Source organism: Emticicia sp. C21 (assembly GCF_003418935.1).
Classification (GTDB): Bacteria; Bacteroidota; Bacteroidia; order Cytophagales; family Spirosomataceae; genus Emticicia.
Map to the genome: position 1 here is coordinate 499,940 of NZ_QVMT01000004.1, position 16,270 is coordinate 516,209.

Annotated in this window: 6 protein-coding genes; all 6 read right to left on the reverse strand. The window is 39.1% G+C overall.

The window, feature by feature from the left end; all coding sequences use genetic code 11:
- Positions 1 to 64: 64 nt before the first annotated feature.
- On the reverse strand, positions 65 to 2,671 hold the full coding sequence (locus D0T08_RS12630) for an ABC transporter permease (RefSeq protein WP_116983034.1): 2,607 nt from the start codon (positions 2,669 to 2,671) through the stop codon (positions 65 to 67).
- 66 nt (positions 2,672 to 2,737) lie between these two features.
- Positions 2,738 to 5,347: an ABC transporter permease gene (locus D0T08_RS12635; RefSeq protein WP_158561258.1), complete on the reverse strand. Its 2,610-nt coding sequence runs from the start codon at positions 5,345 to 5,347 to the stop codon at positions 2,738 to 2,740.
- Between the two features lie 66 nt (positions 5,348 to 5,413).
- Positions 5,414 to 8,053, reverse strand: coding sequence for a permease prefix domain 2-containing transporter (locus D0T08_RS12640; protein ID WP_116983003.1), 2,640 nt, complete (start codon positions 8,051 to 8,053; stop codon positions 5,414 to 5,416).
- A gap of 76 nt (positions 8,054 to 8,129) precedes the next feature.
- Positions 8,130 to 10,748 carry an ABC transporter permease gene (locus D0T08_RS12645; protein WP_199538151.1) on the reverse strand — a complete coding sequence of 873 codons (2,619 nt, stop codon included), beginning with the start codon at positions 10,746 to 10,748 and terminating at the stop codon, positions 8,130 to 8,132.
- Positions 10,749 to 10,862: 114 nt separating this feature from the next.
- Positions 10,863 to 13,505, reverse strand: a complete 2,643-nt coding sequence (locus tag D0T08_RS12650) for an ABC transporter permease (RefSeq protein WP_116983004.1) — start codon at positions 13,503 to 13,505, stop codon at positions 10,863 to 10,865.
- A gap of 111 nt (positions 13,506 to 13,616) precedes the next feature.
- Entirely contained in the window at positions 13,617 to 16,262 is a 2,646-nt protein-coding gene (locus tag D0T08_RS12655) for a permease prefix domain 2-containing transporter (RefSeq protein ID WP_116983005.1), read from the reverse strand.
- Positions 16,263 to 16,270: the final 8 nt, after the last annotated feature.

The window sequence follows — 16,270 nt, forward strand, 5'->3', positions numbered from 1 at the left end:
TTCTGTATGATTACAGTATTAATCATACAGAAAGTTCGCCTTTAGTTCGAAGTCTTATGTTATCTTACTCAGATTTTAATGATTTTACAGGATTCATCAAAGCGGCCTTAATAGCCTGAAAACTGACGGTCATTATGGTGATGAGCAAAGCCCCTCCCCCAGCGAGCGCAAAAATCCACCAGGAAATTCCTGCGCGATAATCGTAATTCATAATCCACTTGTTCATGAAGTAATAGGCTATCGGGGAAGCTATGAACAAGGAAATCAGTACTAATGCCACAAAATCTTTGGATAACAAGGCCCATATATTGGCTACTGATGCACCAAGTACTTTTCTTACCCCTATTTCTTTGGTACGTTGCTCAGCTACAAAGGAAGCTAGCCCAAATAGTCCTAAGCAACTTATAAGCACGGCAAGAATGGTAAAGAAAAGCGCAAGTGTACCGATTCTTTCTTCCTCTCCGAACTTTTTACCGTACACCTCATCTACAAAATTGTAAACAAACGGACTATCAGGATTATGCTTTCTGAAAATTGTTTCTGTCTTAGCCAAAGCTTCTGCTGTTCCCATTTCCGGGGTAAGTTTAACCTGAATCGTATTCACATTTCTTGAATTTACCATAAAGAATGTAGGCGATACAGGTCTGAAAGGGTTTTCTCTTATCATATCTTTTACTACTCCGATTACTTTGTACGGTTTACCATTCGTTGTCACGATTTCGTTCAATGGGTCTTTGAAAGCCATTAATTTCAAAGCCGTTTCATTGATAATCATCGAAGCGGTGTCGGTTGAAAACGCTTTTGAGAAATCGCGGCCCTGAATAATTTGCCAACCGATAGTTTTCCCATATTCGTGTGAAATGTAATTTGACATCAACAAAGGTTTACCTTCAGGGCTTTTTCCTTTCCAGAATATGTTAGTGGTACCACCTCCCTGCCCTGTAATAGAGCCTGAAGAAAGACCCACTCCGTAAACAGCTCCAGAAGCCATAAGATCATTTTTCAGTGCCTTAAAATTCCTGAACAATTCCGGCGTATTCATATTTATTTCAATCAGTTTGTTACGGTCATAACCTACTGAACGGTTTTTGGCAAATTGTATCTGACGAAAAACCACCACTGTTCCAATAATTAAGGTTACAGAAACAGTAAATTGCAATACTACCAATACTTTGCGCGGCACTGCGGCAAAACGCCCCATTCTGAAAGTACCTTTTAGTACTTTAACGGCTTGAAAAGAAGACAGATAAAAGGCAGGATAAGACCCGGCAATGAGACCTGTTAATAAGCTAAAGCCTACCCCTGCCAACCAGAAGAACGGATTTGTCCATAAGATACCTACTTGTTTATCAGCGACCTGATTAAATAATGGCAGCACGAGCAGAACGATCAGTATCGAAAGTACAAAGGCAAAAATTACTACTAAAAAAGACTCACTGAAAAACTGCATAATTAATTGCCCACGAATAGACCCAATGGCTTTGCGGATACCCACTTCTTTGGCTCTTTTTTCTGAGCGTGCAGTACTCAGATTCATAAAATTAATGCAGGCCAATAAGAGCACAAATGCCCCTATAATACCAAAAAGCCAAACAAATTTTATTAGTCCACCAGTGTTTATACCATCTTTGAAATCTGAGTATAAATGCCATTTATTCATAGGATGTACAAAGAATTCAGGTTTATATCCGGGAGGGTCTGCTCTGTTGACTCTGATGTCTTTGATTTTTGCCGAAACTTTGTCAAAATCTGCACCCGATTTCAATTGTACATAAATCTGATAATTGTTATTGTCCCATTCATCTTTATCGTTTCTTACATTAGCGTTAGTAGTTTCATACAAACTCCACGGAGCCAAGAAAAGTACATCTCTAAACGCAGTATTATGTGGAAAATTCTCGTATACCCCCACTACTTTCACGCTCTCCTTATTATCAACTTTAATGACCTTATCCAGAGGGCTTTCCATTCCAAAAAAGTCTTTTGCCAGTGATTCTGAAATCAATATAGAGTTTACATCTTTCAGACCATTTCTATTTCCCGAAACCATTTTCACTGAAAATATATCCATAAAGGCCGGGTCTACATAATTACCGGACTTTATAAGTTTCTTTTCTCCAGAAGTCAATAATGAGGGTAAATCATAAGTAGAAAGGCTTACTGTTTCAAAATCAGGATATTTTCTTTTCAGTTCTTCTGCCAAAGGGATTGGTAGTACATCATAAGTTGATTTCTCTACGTCGAATTTCACGAACTGATATATATGTCCTATCCGGTCATAGTTTTTAAAATGTTTGTTGTAAGAGACTTCATCATAGACCCATAAACCAATGAGCATGGTTACGGCCATACCCGCTGCCAAACCAAAAATATTTATAAAGGAATACCCCTTGTATTTAAGTAAATTCCTGAATGCGACTTTAAAATAATTGCTGATCATAATTTGTATGTAAAAAGGTGGTGATAGTTCTTTTTTCCGTTTTAAAGCAAATGGACGGATGAATCCGAAAACGCTTTTGATATATTCCTGGCGCGCAGTTTTTTCTCCGAATACCCGCACATTCTTCTGAAACCGCTCATAGAGGTCTCCCTGCACCTCTTCCAACAGATGAGGCGCACAAAACCATTGTAATAATTTATCTGCCCAGCGGGGCGGGATTGGCTTTTGCATGTCTTTTTTGGCATAGGGCAGGGGGCTCGGGGCAGAGAGAAAATAAGCCATGCCCTCTCCTCCTTGCTATTCTGTTTTCAACGTCTTCACCGGATTCATCAGTGCGGCTTTGATGGCCTGGTAGCTTACAGTACATAGGGTTATCAGAATAATAAATACAGCTGTAAGTATATAAATATCTGTTCCTATGGTAGTTCGATAAGCAAAACTTGCTAACCATTCTTTTGTTCCCCAAGCTACGATAGGAAAGGCTATAACTAATGCTACAATAATCAGTTGGAAGAAATCTTTGGATAGCAGAATGGCTACATTCGTTACGGTAGCACCAACTACTTTGCGGATGCCTATCTCTTTTTGTCGGCGTTGGGCAGTAAAAGCTGCTAAACCAAACAGACCTAAGCAGGAAATAATAATGGCTAAGCTAGCAAAATATCTGGATAGCACCCCTACTCTGTTTTCAGAAGTATAGAGTGCCTGATAATCATCGTCAAGGAAACGATACTCGAAAGCCATGCCTTTATTGAAACTGGCATAGGCCTGTTGGATTCTGTCGATTGTTTGTTGCTCGTTACCACCTTGCAACCGAACCAATACATTGGGCATAACTGAGTATATCTGGAAGAAACAAGGTTTTACTTCCTGATAAAGTGATTCAAAATTAAAATCTTCTGCAACACCTACAATCTGACGCTCTCTATCCCAATATCGGATGGTCTTTCCAATAGGATTTTTCAAACCCATTTCTTTGATGGCCGTTTCATTCAATATCATTTCTTTTTCAGGATTGGATGAGAAATTTCTACCTTCCTTGATTCTGATATTCATGGTTTCCAGAAACTTTGGCCCAACCTCTAAATTAGCCATCTCAAAGTCTACTGAAGGGTCCTTGCCCGGCCATTGAAATCCTCCGATTCCCCCGTGTTGTCCTGTCAGGTTATGGTAATAACTCCCTGCATTCACAACACCTGGTATCTCTCTTAATTCGTTTATAAAACTGATTGCAGTACTACGTTTAACTGAATCCTTCTCTAAAGGAATCTCGAAATGAATCACATGGTCGCGGCTATACCCCAGGTTTTTTGATTGTATATAACTTATCTGTTTATAGACTACCAATACGCCTGCAATAAAAATGACAGATAAAGTAAACTGAAAAACTACCAGCCCTTTGCGCACCCACAACTCACCGACTGATGTTTTCAATTTGCCTTTCAATACCGCAACCGGATTAAATCCGGATATATACAGAGCCGGATAGCTACCAGCCAGAATACCTGCAAACAAAGTAATACCTAACATAGCTACGACTACTTTCCAGTTAAAATTCAAGAACAGATTTTTGCCCGTGATTTCATTAAAAGCAGGGAGTAGTAAAAATATGAGTACTGTGGAAAGAATCAATGCTAAGAAGCTTAACAAAACTGATTCGCTAATGTATTGAAAGATAAGCGAACTGCGGGAGGCTCCTACTACTTTCTTCACCCCTACTTCTTTCATACGTTGAGAAGCTTTTGCAGTAGAAAGATTCATGAAATTGATACAGGCTATTATAAGGATAAAAATAGCAATAATCACAAATAGCTTCACATAGGTAATTCTGCCACCTACCTGAACGCCATTTTCATATTTACCATATAAATATTTATCTGAAAAAGGTCTGGCTAATAGTATTCGCTTAGAGTTTTTCTCTTTGCCCTGCATATATTTTTCTATTTTCTTATTGAATGCAGCAACGTTGGTACCCTCTTTTAATAAGAGATAAGTACGAGGGTCGCTATTACCCCATTTTAACATACCGGGGCGTTTTTCAACGAACAAATCAAAATTGAAAAGTATATCAAAAGGCTCTGAGACATTCGGAGGATTTGCTTCAAAAACTCCGGTAATCAGATAGGGGCCGTTAAACTCATTCTGATTCCATTCTATGGTTTTCCCAACTACATTATGTGTGGTATTGAATAATTTCATAGCCAGTTCGTCAGAAATCGCTACTGCATGTTTATCTGCCAAGGCTGTGTTTTTATCCCCTTGCAGAAAATTACAATCAAACATCTGGAAATAGTCTTTTCCGACAAACTGGCCTTTGGCTTTTAGCTTAGTTTCATTGAGCCTTACGATACCTTTACTCGAAAACCACGAGGCAGGTATTACAGGAGTAGCATAGGCTATTTCGGGAAATTCTGCTGCCATTGATTTTGCCAGAATACCAGCGGTATATTCTCCGGTTTCAATATCATTCTCTTTAGGTATTGTTTGCAATATCTGATAGAGTCGGGCATCTTTCTCATGGTTTTTATCAACACTCAATTCATCGTTTACCCATAGGTAAATCATAAAAGCGCCCGTCAAACCAATAGCTAAGCCACTCAGGTTCAACATCGTAAACTGAACATCTCTGCGGATATTCCGCCAGGCAATTTTAAAATAGCTCTTAATCATAGTTATGAATAATAAATAGGATGATACTCTTGATTCCCTTTCTCGTTTTAAAGCAAAAGGTTTGATAAAACTTAATACACCTAAGGTATACTCTTTTCTCGCTATTTTTACACCAAATACTCTTAGGTTCTTCTGAAACCGCTCATAGAGGTCTCCCTGCACCTCTTCCAACAGATGAGGCGCACAAAACCATTCTAATAGCTTATCTGCCCAGCGGGGTGGGATTGGCTTTTGCATGTCTTTTTTGGCATAGGGCAGGGGGCTCGGGGCAGAGGGAAAATAAGCCATGCCCTCTCCTCCTTGCTATTCTGTTTTCAATGTCCTCACCGGATTCATCAGTGCGGCTTTGATGGCCTGGTAGCTTACTGTAAGTATAGTGATTATCATGGCTCCTATACCTGCCAGCGCAAAAATCCACCAGGAGATTTCAGTATGATAGGTGTACTTCTGTATCCATTTCGCCATAAAATAATAGGCTAATGGTGAGGCTATGAACAGCGATATAACCACCAGTAATACAAAGTCCTTTGATAACAATGCCCAAAGGTTACTGACTGAAGCACCTAATATTTTACGGATACCAATTTCTTTGATGCGTTGCTCGGCTACGAAAGATGCCAAGCCAAATAAACCCAAGCATGAAATCAGAATAGCTAATATCGCACACAAGTTAGCGAGTTGACCGATTCGCTCTTCGGTTGCGAATTTTCTGGCATACTCTTCATCTACAAATTTGTATTCAAACGGAGCAGTCGGAATTATTTTTTTGAAGACAGCTTCAATTTTGGGTAATGCCTCAGCTGTGCTAATGGCCGGATTAATTTTAATATTGATGGTGTTAGGTCCACCATGACCCCTTATCATAAAAATAACCGGACTTGTAGGCTCATAAGGAGATTCCATAACCATATCTTTGATTACACCTAATATTTTATAGTGCATTCGTTCTTTTTTCTGGAATTTCCAGCTTACATCCTCCCCTATCGGGTCTTTCAACCCCATATATTTAACAGCGGCTTCATTCATAACCATGCCTGCTGAATCTGAGGCTAATTCTCTTTTAAAATCACGTCCTTGTAAAAACTCCCAGCCTATAGTTTTTCCGTATTCGGGCGTAACTACCAGTGTACCAAGACTCTCTGTCTTGTCTTCAGTTTTGCCTTTCCATTCAAAGCCATCGTTATTCGACCATATTCCTGTAGGTGTTCCCATTGATTCAGCCATTTCTATTACTGCCCCAGTACTGATTAACTCATTTCTTAGTAAATCATGTTTGCCAAAAAAATCTTTTGATTTCATACCAACCATAATTACTCCTTCACGGGTATAACCTACAGGGCGGTTTTTAGCAAATTGTATTTGTTTGAATACGATGATTGTACCAATAATTAAGGTAACTGAAACCGTGAATTGCACTACTACTAAAACCTTACGTGGTACTGATGCAAAGTACCCTACTCTGAATGTTCCTTTGAGTACTTTGACAGGTTGGAAAGAAGAAAGATATAAAGCAGGATAGCTACCTGCCAGCAGACCCGTGAGTACAATAAACCCAAGACTTATCAACCAGAAATAAGGATTTACTATGGGCAACTTCATCTCCTTAGCTGCTAATTGATTGAACCAATCTAAACTAAGTGCTACGAATAGCAGTGAAAGAGTAAAAGCAAATAGAACCACTAAAAATGATTCGCTGAAAAACTGCCAGATGAGTTGTGCCCGCATAGAGCCAATAGCTTTGCGAACCCCCACTTCTTTCGCACGTTTTTCAGACCGGGCAGTGCTCAGGTTCATGAAATTAATACAAGCTAATAGCAACACAAAAGCGCCGATAATGCTAATCAGCCAAACCATACGTAGCGGTTCAGGGTCTACCTGTCCACGTTTGTAGTTGTATAGATGCCAGTCGCTCATAGGCAATAAAAACACTTGCAGTTTGCGTTCAGCTTGTTCTTTGAAAGCCTCACGCAAATTGCTTAGAACGGCATCTTTAATATTAGCTGAAGCCTGGGCAAAATTAGTTTTGTCGTTTATCTGTGTATAGATTCTAATAAAATGATTATCCCAATCATTGATGGCTTTTTCCGATATCCACTTGTTTTGTGCTACCCATAAATCGAAAGGAGAAATAAATTTCACCTCGTTGAATTGCGAATTTAAAGGCAAATCTTCATATACCCCGGTTACTTTTACGTTTGTCTCGTTATTGATTTTTACTATCTGGTTTAGCGGATTCGCATCGCCAAAAAGTGTTTGTGCAGTAGATGCAGAAAGCATAATCGAATTAAGTTCTTTTAAACCATCCCATGTGCCATATTGCATCTTAAGTGTCAACATCTCTGGGGCTGATGCACTCATAAAAAAGCCCTTGCGACCCACCTTATTTTCTCCCGCCGATAAAACATTATCTACACTCCATGAGGTAGCCATAATATGTTTGAAATTAGCCTGATGATTGTTTTGCAATTCTGTCAATAATGGATACTGCATAGAAGAGCTTATACCAACGCCATCTTCATCTACTTCTCTGATTCTGACCTGAGCTATTTTATCATAGTTCAGATGATTCTTGTTAAAGCTTAGTTCATCATAAATCCATAAACCGATAAGCATCGCTACGGCCATACCGGAAGCCAGCCCTAAGATATTAATGAAAGAATATCCCTTGTATTTCAGGATATTACGGAATGCGATTTTAAAGTAATTGCTAATCATAATTTTGTTATATAAAGATGGTGATAGTTCTTTTTGATGTTTTAGGGCAAAAGGTCTAATAAAACCCAGAACACTGACTATATAATCCCGACGAGCTGATTTTTCGCCAAATACCCGGACATTCTTCTGGAATCGTTCATGCAAATCCCCCTGCACCTCTTCAAGCAGATGAGGCGCACAAAACCATTCTAATAGGTTATCTGCCCAGCGGGGTGGTTGGAGTTTCATATTTTTTGGCTTATTATTTACTGAGTGATTGAGTGAATGAGTGATTAAAAAACAATCTAATCACTCATTCACTCAATTATTCACTTTTCAACGTCTTCACCGGATTCATTAATGCTGCTTTGATGGATTGATAGCTGACAGTTATCAAAGCAATCACAATGGCCAACAAGCCCGCCATTACAAAAACCCACCACTCAATATCAATCCTATAAGAGAAATCTTTCAGCCAGCTATTCATGACATAAAATGCTATCGGGAAGGCCATGCTATTGGCTATCAATACTAATCTGATGAAATCTTTTGATAGCAAGGTTGTAATGCTCATCACACTTGCACCTAATACTTTTCTGATACCAATTTCTTTAGTTCGCTGCTCGGCTGAGAAAGTAGCTAAACCAAATAAACCAAGACACGAAACGAAAATGGCTAATATGGAGAAGTACAATACGATTGTCCCGGTTCGATGTTCTGCCCTGTACTGATTATCTAAGGCCTGATCTAAAAATTCGTATTGTGGTGCTGTTTGCTTCTCATATTGCTTATAGAGTTTTTCAATAGAAGCTATAGCTTCATGCGTTTGTCCGGGATTAGTTTTCACTAACATTCTGGAATAAAGTTCTTTAGGCCAGTAACGGAAAACAAATGGCTCTATGAGGGTATTAAGTGGATGAAAATGGAAATCCTGCACTACACCTATTATCTTTCCTTTAGTTTCCCAAAGCGAAAATGTTTTACCAATGGCTTGTTCAGGTGTCCAGCCCATGCGTTTGGCAGCACTGGCATTGATGATATAGGCCGATGAAGTATCGGTTGTAACTGTAGCATTGAAATTTCTTCCGGCTATCAGTTTAATACCTGAGGTCGGTAAAAAATCCGGGTCTACATTACCTAAAGTCATTAAAAATTCATCTTTTTCTAACTGCCCCTCCCACTTGATAGCGTGAGTTGAATTAGTTACATCTACCAGATTTGTTGAAGACAAAGCCACATTTGTAATACTAGTTTGCTTTAGCAAATCAGCCTTCATGTTCGCACTATTTTGGTAGAGATTATTCTTCATTCTCACAACCAATACCTGTGATTTATCAAAGCCTAAATTTTTATTCTGTATATAGGTGAGTTGCTTATAAATAACAATAGTACCGATGATAAGAATAATAGAAAAAACAAATTGACTTACTACCAAAGAACGACGAAATGTCTGCCCGGAACCAGCTTTGAATACCCCTTTCAATACTTTCACAGGCTGAAAACCGGAAAGATAAAAAGCCGGGTAGATACCAGCCAGTAGACTAATAAGCAAGGTCAAGGCAAGAACAGTCAAATGGAAATAAGGGTTAGTAAACGGTATAACTATTGCTTTGGCAGCAAGATTATTCATCAAAGGCAGAAAGGCAATCAATAGAAAAACCGCAAAAAAGACAGCGATAAAACTCATTAATACAGATTCGCTTAGGAATTGGAATATGAGCTGCTTACGTAAAGCCCCAATTGCTTTTCTCACGCCTACCTCACGGCCTCTCTGCATAGCACGGGCAGTTGCTAAATTAATAAAGTTGAATAAGGCTATGAGCAGAATAATGATACCGACAATAGAGAAAATATGGATATAGATAATCTTACTCGTTTTGCTGCCAGAGTCTGTATTAAAAGCAAAATTGGAATGAAGATAAATATCATACAAAGGTTGCAAGAGAAGCGTAGTAGTCGACTTTGGTTCTTTGCCTTTGATATAATTAACAATTTTCTTTTCCAAAGCCATTGCATCAGCTTCAGGTCTCAATTGCAGATAGGTATAATAATCGTTATTTCCCCATCGATAAGACCTTGCAATTCCTTCATAGGTTTTAGCTGATACTAAGGCATCAAACTGAATATGCGAATTAACGGGTATATCCTGAACTACGCCTGCTAAAGTCAGGGTATCCTCATTATTCATAATAAGGGGTTCTCCTAAAAGCTTATCTGACTGCCGCCAGTTTGAGCCAAATAGTTTTTCAGCTGTACTTTCAGTGATTATTACTTCCCTGGGTTGCAACAAAATGGTTTTAGCATTTCCCCTTTCCAATTTAAAGTCAAATACTTTAAAGAACTCGTTATCTGTAATGGCTGTTTTTTCTATTTCGATAGTGGTTGAATCATGCTGCAAAAACCGTAAACCTCTTTGCCTGATCCGGGTTGCCGCTTGTATTTCAGGGTAGTCAGCTTTTAAAGCCGGAGCCAATGGCCCTGGAGTAACCGCAATGTCGTAAAACGTACCTACCTGGTTTTGCTGTTCCACTACCCGATAGATTGATTTTCCGTTAGCATGAAATCTATCATAACTCAATTCGTCCCTGATAAATAGTCCGATGGTCATGCAACAGGCTAAGCCGATAGCCAGACCTGCAATATTAATTAGGGAATAGCCTTTATGCTTAAGAAGATTCCTGAATGCGATTTTAAAATAATTGCTAATCATAATTTGTATGTATAGTAAGGGTGAAGAAGAAAGTTCTTTGCTTCGTTTTAAGGCAAAAGGTTTGATAAAACCCAGAACACTGACTATATAATCCCAACGGGCTGATTCCTCACCAAATACCCGTGCATTCTTTTGAAATCTTTCATGCAAATCTCCCTGCACCTCTTCCAGCAGATGAGGCGCACAGAACCATTCAAGCAATCGGTCTGCCCAGCGAGGAGGCGTTAATTTCATTTATTTAGTGATTTAGTGAATAAGTGAACAAGTGATGATTTTTATTAGTGCTTATAAATTATTTTATAAATATTTTAATCACTAACTCACTCATTCACACAATCACTTAATTCTTTACTCCGTCTTCAAAGACTTCACAGGATTAATCAGGGCGGCTTTCAGGCTTTGGAATGACACCGTTACGATAGCCAATGTAGCCATCATTAAGCCAGTGAAAACAAAGACCCACCAGGTAATATGAATTTTGAACTCAAAATTCTGTAGCCAGCTATCCATAGCCCACCAGGCTACAGGTGTGGCAATGACAATAGCTACTATTACCAATTTCAAAAAGTCTTTTGATAGTAATACCAGAATACTAGTTACTGATGCGCCCAGAACTTTTCTTACGCCTATCTCTTTGGTGCGTTGCTCAGCAATGAAAGTAGCCAGACCAAACAAACCAAGGCAGGCAATTAATATGGCAATGAAAGTGGCAGTTTGCATCAAACGGGCTGTGCGTAACTCTGATTGATACGCTCTTCCAAGTTCAGCATCAAGGAATTTGTATTCAAACACTTGTCCCGGGAAAGTGGCTGTCCAGAGTTTTTCAATATGAGCCACTGTTGCCTCTATATTGTCCGAGCTCAGATTAGTATTGTTCAGTTTAATGCCTCCCTGATAATAATGTTCAGGAACTACTTGTATAAGTGTAGGGTCAATTTTTTGATGAAGAGAATTAACATTAAAGTTTTTCACTACCCCTACAATTGTCCCATACTCTTCACTGTTACCAAAGTAGAATTTCTTGCCAATGGCATCATGTGGGTTTTTAATACCCATTTTATCCAGATAAATTTCGTTGGCAAGTACTACCTGATTAGTATCATTATCTTTCAGGGTCCGACCTGCCAATAGCTGAATACCATAAGTATCCAGGAAATGAGAATCTCCCATTTTCATTTGTGCTTTAATCTGGATCGGGGTCTCGCTGTTTCTTATTTCTGTTCCCTGCATCCAGTTGCTCTCAGCCGAAGCGCTGTTGAAAGAAAAACTCACATCTTTTATCTGTGATGAGCTAACCAACTGATTTCTGAAAGCCTGTAGTTTAGCAGGACTATTGTCAGGTAAGCTTATGGTAATAATGGCATCTTTGTTGAAACCTAAATCTGCTTTCTGAAAGAAACTCAATTGCTCATCCATCAACATAGCCGAACTGATTAATACTAATGAAACTGTAAACTGAACAATTACCAGGGCTTGACGTAAAGAAAATACTTGTCTCACCTGTGGCATTTTATTTTTATTCAAAGCCCACATTGGTGTCATGCCAGATAGTTTCATAGCCGGATAGATGCCTGCCAATAAAGTGGTGGCAAGCAATAAGCCAAGCACAAATAATAGATTCTTCCAGGCAAATAAATCAGCCATATGAATTGGGATATCCAGTATAGATGTAATAGATGGCAAGGTTATTCCGGTTGATAAAATTGCTAATACAATAGCTGTACCGGTAATGATTCCTGCTTCTGTCAGGAACTGATATATCAGCGACTGGCGACTACTACCTATCACCTTACGAACACCCACTTCTTTAGCTCGTTTGAACAATTGCGCAGTGCTTAGATTGATAAAGTTGAAACAGGAGATAAGTAAAACTAGCAATCCAATTAATGATAATGTTCTGAGCAATTTGATATTAGCTGTCCGGCCACCCATATTGCTGCTATAATGCATTTCCTTTAGAGGATTCAACAGGAATTCTTTATCTGCTACAGCTTCTTTATCCATATATTTTTTTACAATATTTTTAAATCGCCCCTCTAATTGCTCGGCTTTTACACCCTCTTTCAATAATACATATACCTGGTGGTTGTCATTCCAGCCATTCCATTTATCAAATTCAAAATTCGGATTTGTTCCCTTTAAAGTTGAGAATGATATAATCATATTAAAAGGGAAACTGGTAGTTGTCGGATAGTCTTCTATGACTCCCGTTATCATTAAATCCTGCTTATTATCATAGCGAATGGTTTCACCCAGTACATCTGTTTTACCGAAGTATTTTTCTGCATATTTACGTGTCAGAATAACGGTATTAGGTTGTGTTAATGCCTTGTCTGCATTGCCAGCCAACCACTGGTAATCGAATGTCTTAACCAGATTATTGTCGGCAAAAACAAAGCTTTCTTTAAAACGCTTATCGGTATTTGGCGTTGAAAAAGTATAGCCCCAATATTGCAGGACGGGCACAATTCTCTCGGCTTCAGGCAAGTCGGCATGCAAAGCTCTGGTCATCCCGGTATAAGTACCTGCATAAGTATGGTCTTCCTTGATATTCTTCGTTTCAACCCTATAAATGCGGTCTCCTTTACTCTGAGTAAGGTCATAACTGGTTTCATGCCTCACAATCAGAAAAATAATTAAGGCGCAAGCCATTCCTAAGGTCATACCCAAGATATTAATGGTGGTAAACCTCAAATTTTTGAAAAGGTTTCTAAGGGCGATTTTAAAATAGCTGCTTATCATAATTTGTATTAAAAAAAAGGTTGATACTTCTTCTGTTTTTTCACGCTTTAACGCAAAAGGCCTGATAAAACTCAAAACCCCGATTACATACTCTCTGCGGGCTATTTTTTCTCCAAATACCCTTACATTTTTCTGGAATCGCTCATACAAATCTCCCTGCACCTCTTCCAATAGATGAGGAGCACAGAACCATTCCAGTAATCGGTCTGCCCATTTGGGAGGTTTTATTTTGTCTGAACTTTGATTCACCTGATTGATTTGATTTTTATGATTTAGTAAATAAGCGATATTGTGAATTGTGATTTGCCTTAATAAATCAGTGAAATCATTTAATCAGGTAAATCAAAGTTCACGACAAAATCACTCATTTTTCAATGTCTTCACCGGATTCATCAATGCTGCTTTTATTGCCTGATAGCTGATAGTTAAAAGGCATATGGCCAATGCTCCTACACCAACCAGCGCAAAAACCCATGCGGAGATTTCGGTTCTATAAGTATATTTCTGTAACCAGCTACTCATGAAATACCAGGCAATAGGTGTGGCAATCAGACAGGAGATAATTACCAGAATCACAAAGTCTTTTGATAGCATTTGCCAGAGACTTACCACGCTTGCCCCTAATACTTTGCGGATACCAATTTCTTTGGTGCGCTGCTCGGCTACGAACGAAGCCAGACCAAATAGACCTAAGCAAGAAATGAAAATAGCTAGAATGGCAAAGAAAGTCGCCAGGTTAGCCACACGCTCCTCATCGCCAAATTTTCTGGCATAGGTTTCGTCCACAAACTGATAGTCGAAAGGCATATTTGGAGCAATCTTTTTAAAGGCAGCCTCTATTTTAGGTAATGCATCTGCTGTACTCACACTTGGGTTGATTTTGGCGATTACATAGTTTTTGTAGCCCTGCAGAAAGAAAATAGTAGGTTTGATGGGCTCAAATGGAGACGACATCACCATGTCTTTTACCACACCTACTATCTTGAAATGTTCTCCGTCAAAAAAGTCAGTATCCCATCTGATATTCTCTCCTACAGGATTTTTCAGGCCCATTAGCTTAACAGCGGCTTCGTTCAGAATGAAACCAGAAGAATCAGCAGGAAAATCTCTCGAAAAATCTCTACCATCTACAAACTGCCAGCCAATGGTTTTTCCATATTCGTAGGTCACACCCAGTGTACCAAAATCTACATTCAGATTAGGGTCTTTGCCTCTCCACTCAAAGCCTCCGTTCATAGAGCCTATATCGGTCAATGAACTTGCCGATTCAGCCATTTCGGCTACTACGCCCGTATTCTTTAATTCGGTTCTTAATACTTCATATTTGCCTCTCAGTTCATCCGTAGTTTTAGGAATCATTAATAAGCCGTCACGAGTGTAACCGACCGGACGGCTTTTGGCGAATTGAATTTGTTGATAAACTATAATTGTATCGATAATAAGGGTAACCGAGACCGTGAATTGTATAACAACCAGAGTTTTACGAGGCAGAGAAGCAAAGCGACCTAATCGAAATCGTGACGACGAACCGGTTCCTTTTAATGCCTTGATAGGTTTGAAAGATGAGAGATATAATGCCGGATAAATACCCGCCAATACCGCAGTAAGGGCAATGAAGGCCAAATTGGCCAGCCAGAAGAATGGCTCAGCCCAGGGAATTGAGATGTCTTTGCTGGCTACTGTATTGAACCAGGGCAAAATTGCCAATACGAACAAAATTGACAATACAAAAGCCAGGGCTACCATTAAAAAGGATTCACTGAAAAACTGTCCTATTAACTGGCTACGAACAGACCCAATCGCTTTACGGATGCCTACTTCTTTGGCTCTTTTTTCAGAGCGGGCAGTACTTAAATTGACAAAATTGATGCAGGCTAGTAATAAGATAAAAATCCCGATGGTGCTATAAAACCATATTAATCTTAAAGGCTCGCTTGTTGTATTGGCCCCATTTTCCCATGCTGAATAAAGATGCCAGCCACTCATCGGTTGAATAAAAAGCTCCGGCTTACGTGAAGCGTATTCGACATCTACATGCTTGAGTTTAGTGTCTTTTATTTTGGCAGATACCTTATCGAAATCTGCACTGGGAGCAATTTGCGTATAAATATGTAAGAAGTTATTGCCCCAATCGTCCTGATGGTCTCTGATATAATCATAAGACGCCACTAATAAGTTAAATGGAGCAATAAACGCTAAATCATTAAATTCAGAATTATGCGCAAAGTCTTCGTATACACCCGTTACTTTTACATTTAGTTCATTGTCTATTTTTATGATTTTATTCAGTGGTTCCTCATCGCCAAAGAGTGTGTTTGCCAATGTTTCTGAAAGTAAAATTGTGTTGAGTTCTGAAAGACCTGTCCGTGTGCCTTTTAGCATTTTCAGGCTTAACATTTCAGGTGCATCGGCTTCCATATAGCTACCCTTTTGTCTGGTATTTTCTCCATTCGATGAAATAATATATTTCTTCGTTTGAGTTGCCATTACCACATACTTAAAATCGCCTGAGAAAGAAGAGCGTAATTCTTTTCCTAATGGGATGGGGTTATTTTCACGGGTGCTTCTTTCTCCGCGAACCGTCTGATGCTGCATAACTCTACCAATTCTGGCATAATTTTCATGACTTTGGTTAAAGGTCACTTCATCATAAATCCAGAGCCCGATTAATATAGCCACAGCCATACCAGTTGCTAACCCAAACAGGTTAATTGCAGAATAGCCCTTATGCTTAAGGAAATTCCTGAATGCGATTTTAAAATAATTGCTTATCATAATTTTTAGGTATATAGACGATTGTGATGACTGAACATTACGTTTTAAGGCGAAAGGCCGAATGAAACTTAAAACCCCGATTATATACTCCCGTCGGGCTAACCTTTCACCAAATACTCTCACATTTTTATAGAATCGCTCATGCAGATCCCCCTGCACCTCTTCTAATAAGTGAGGTGCGCAAAACCATTCCAGCAATTTATCTGCCCAGCGGGGAGGTTGGGGTTTCATATAATTTT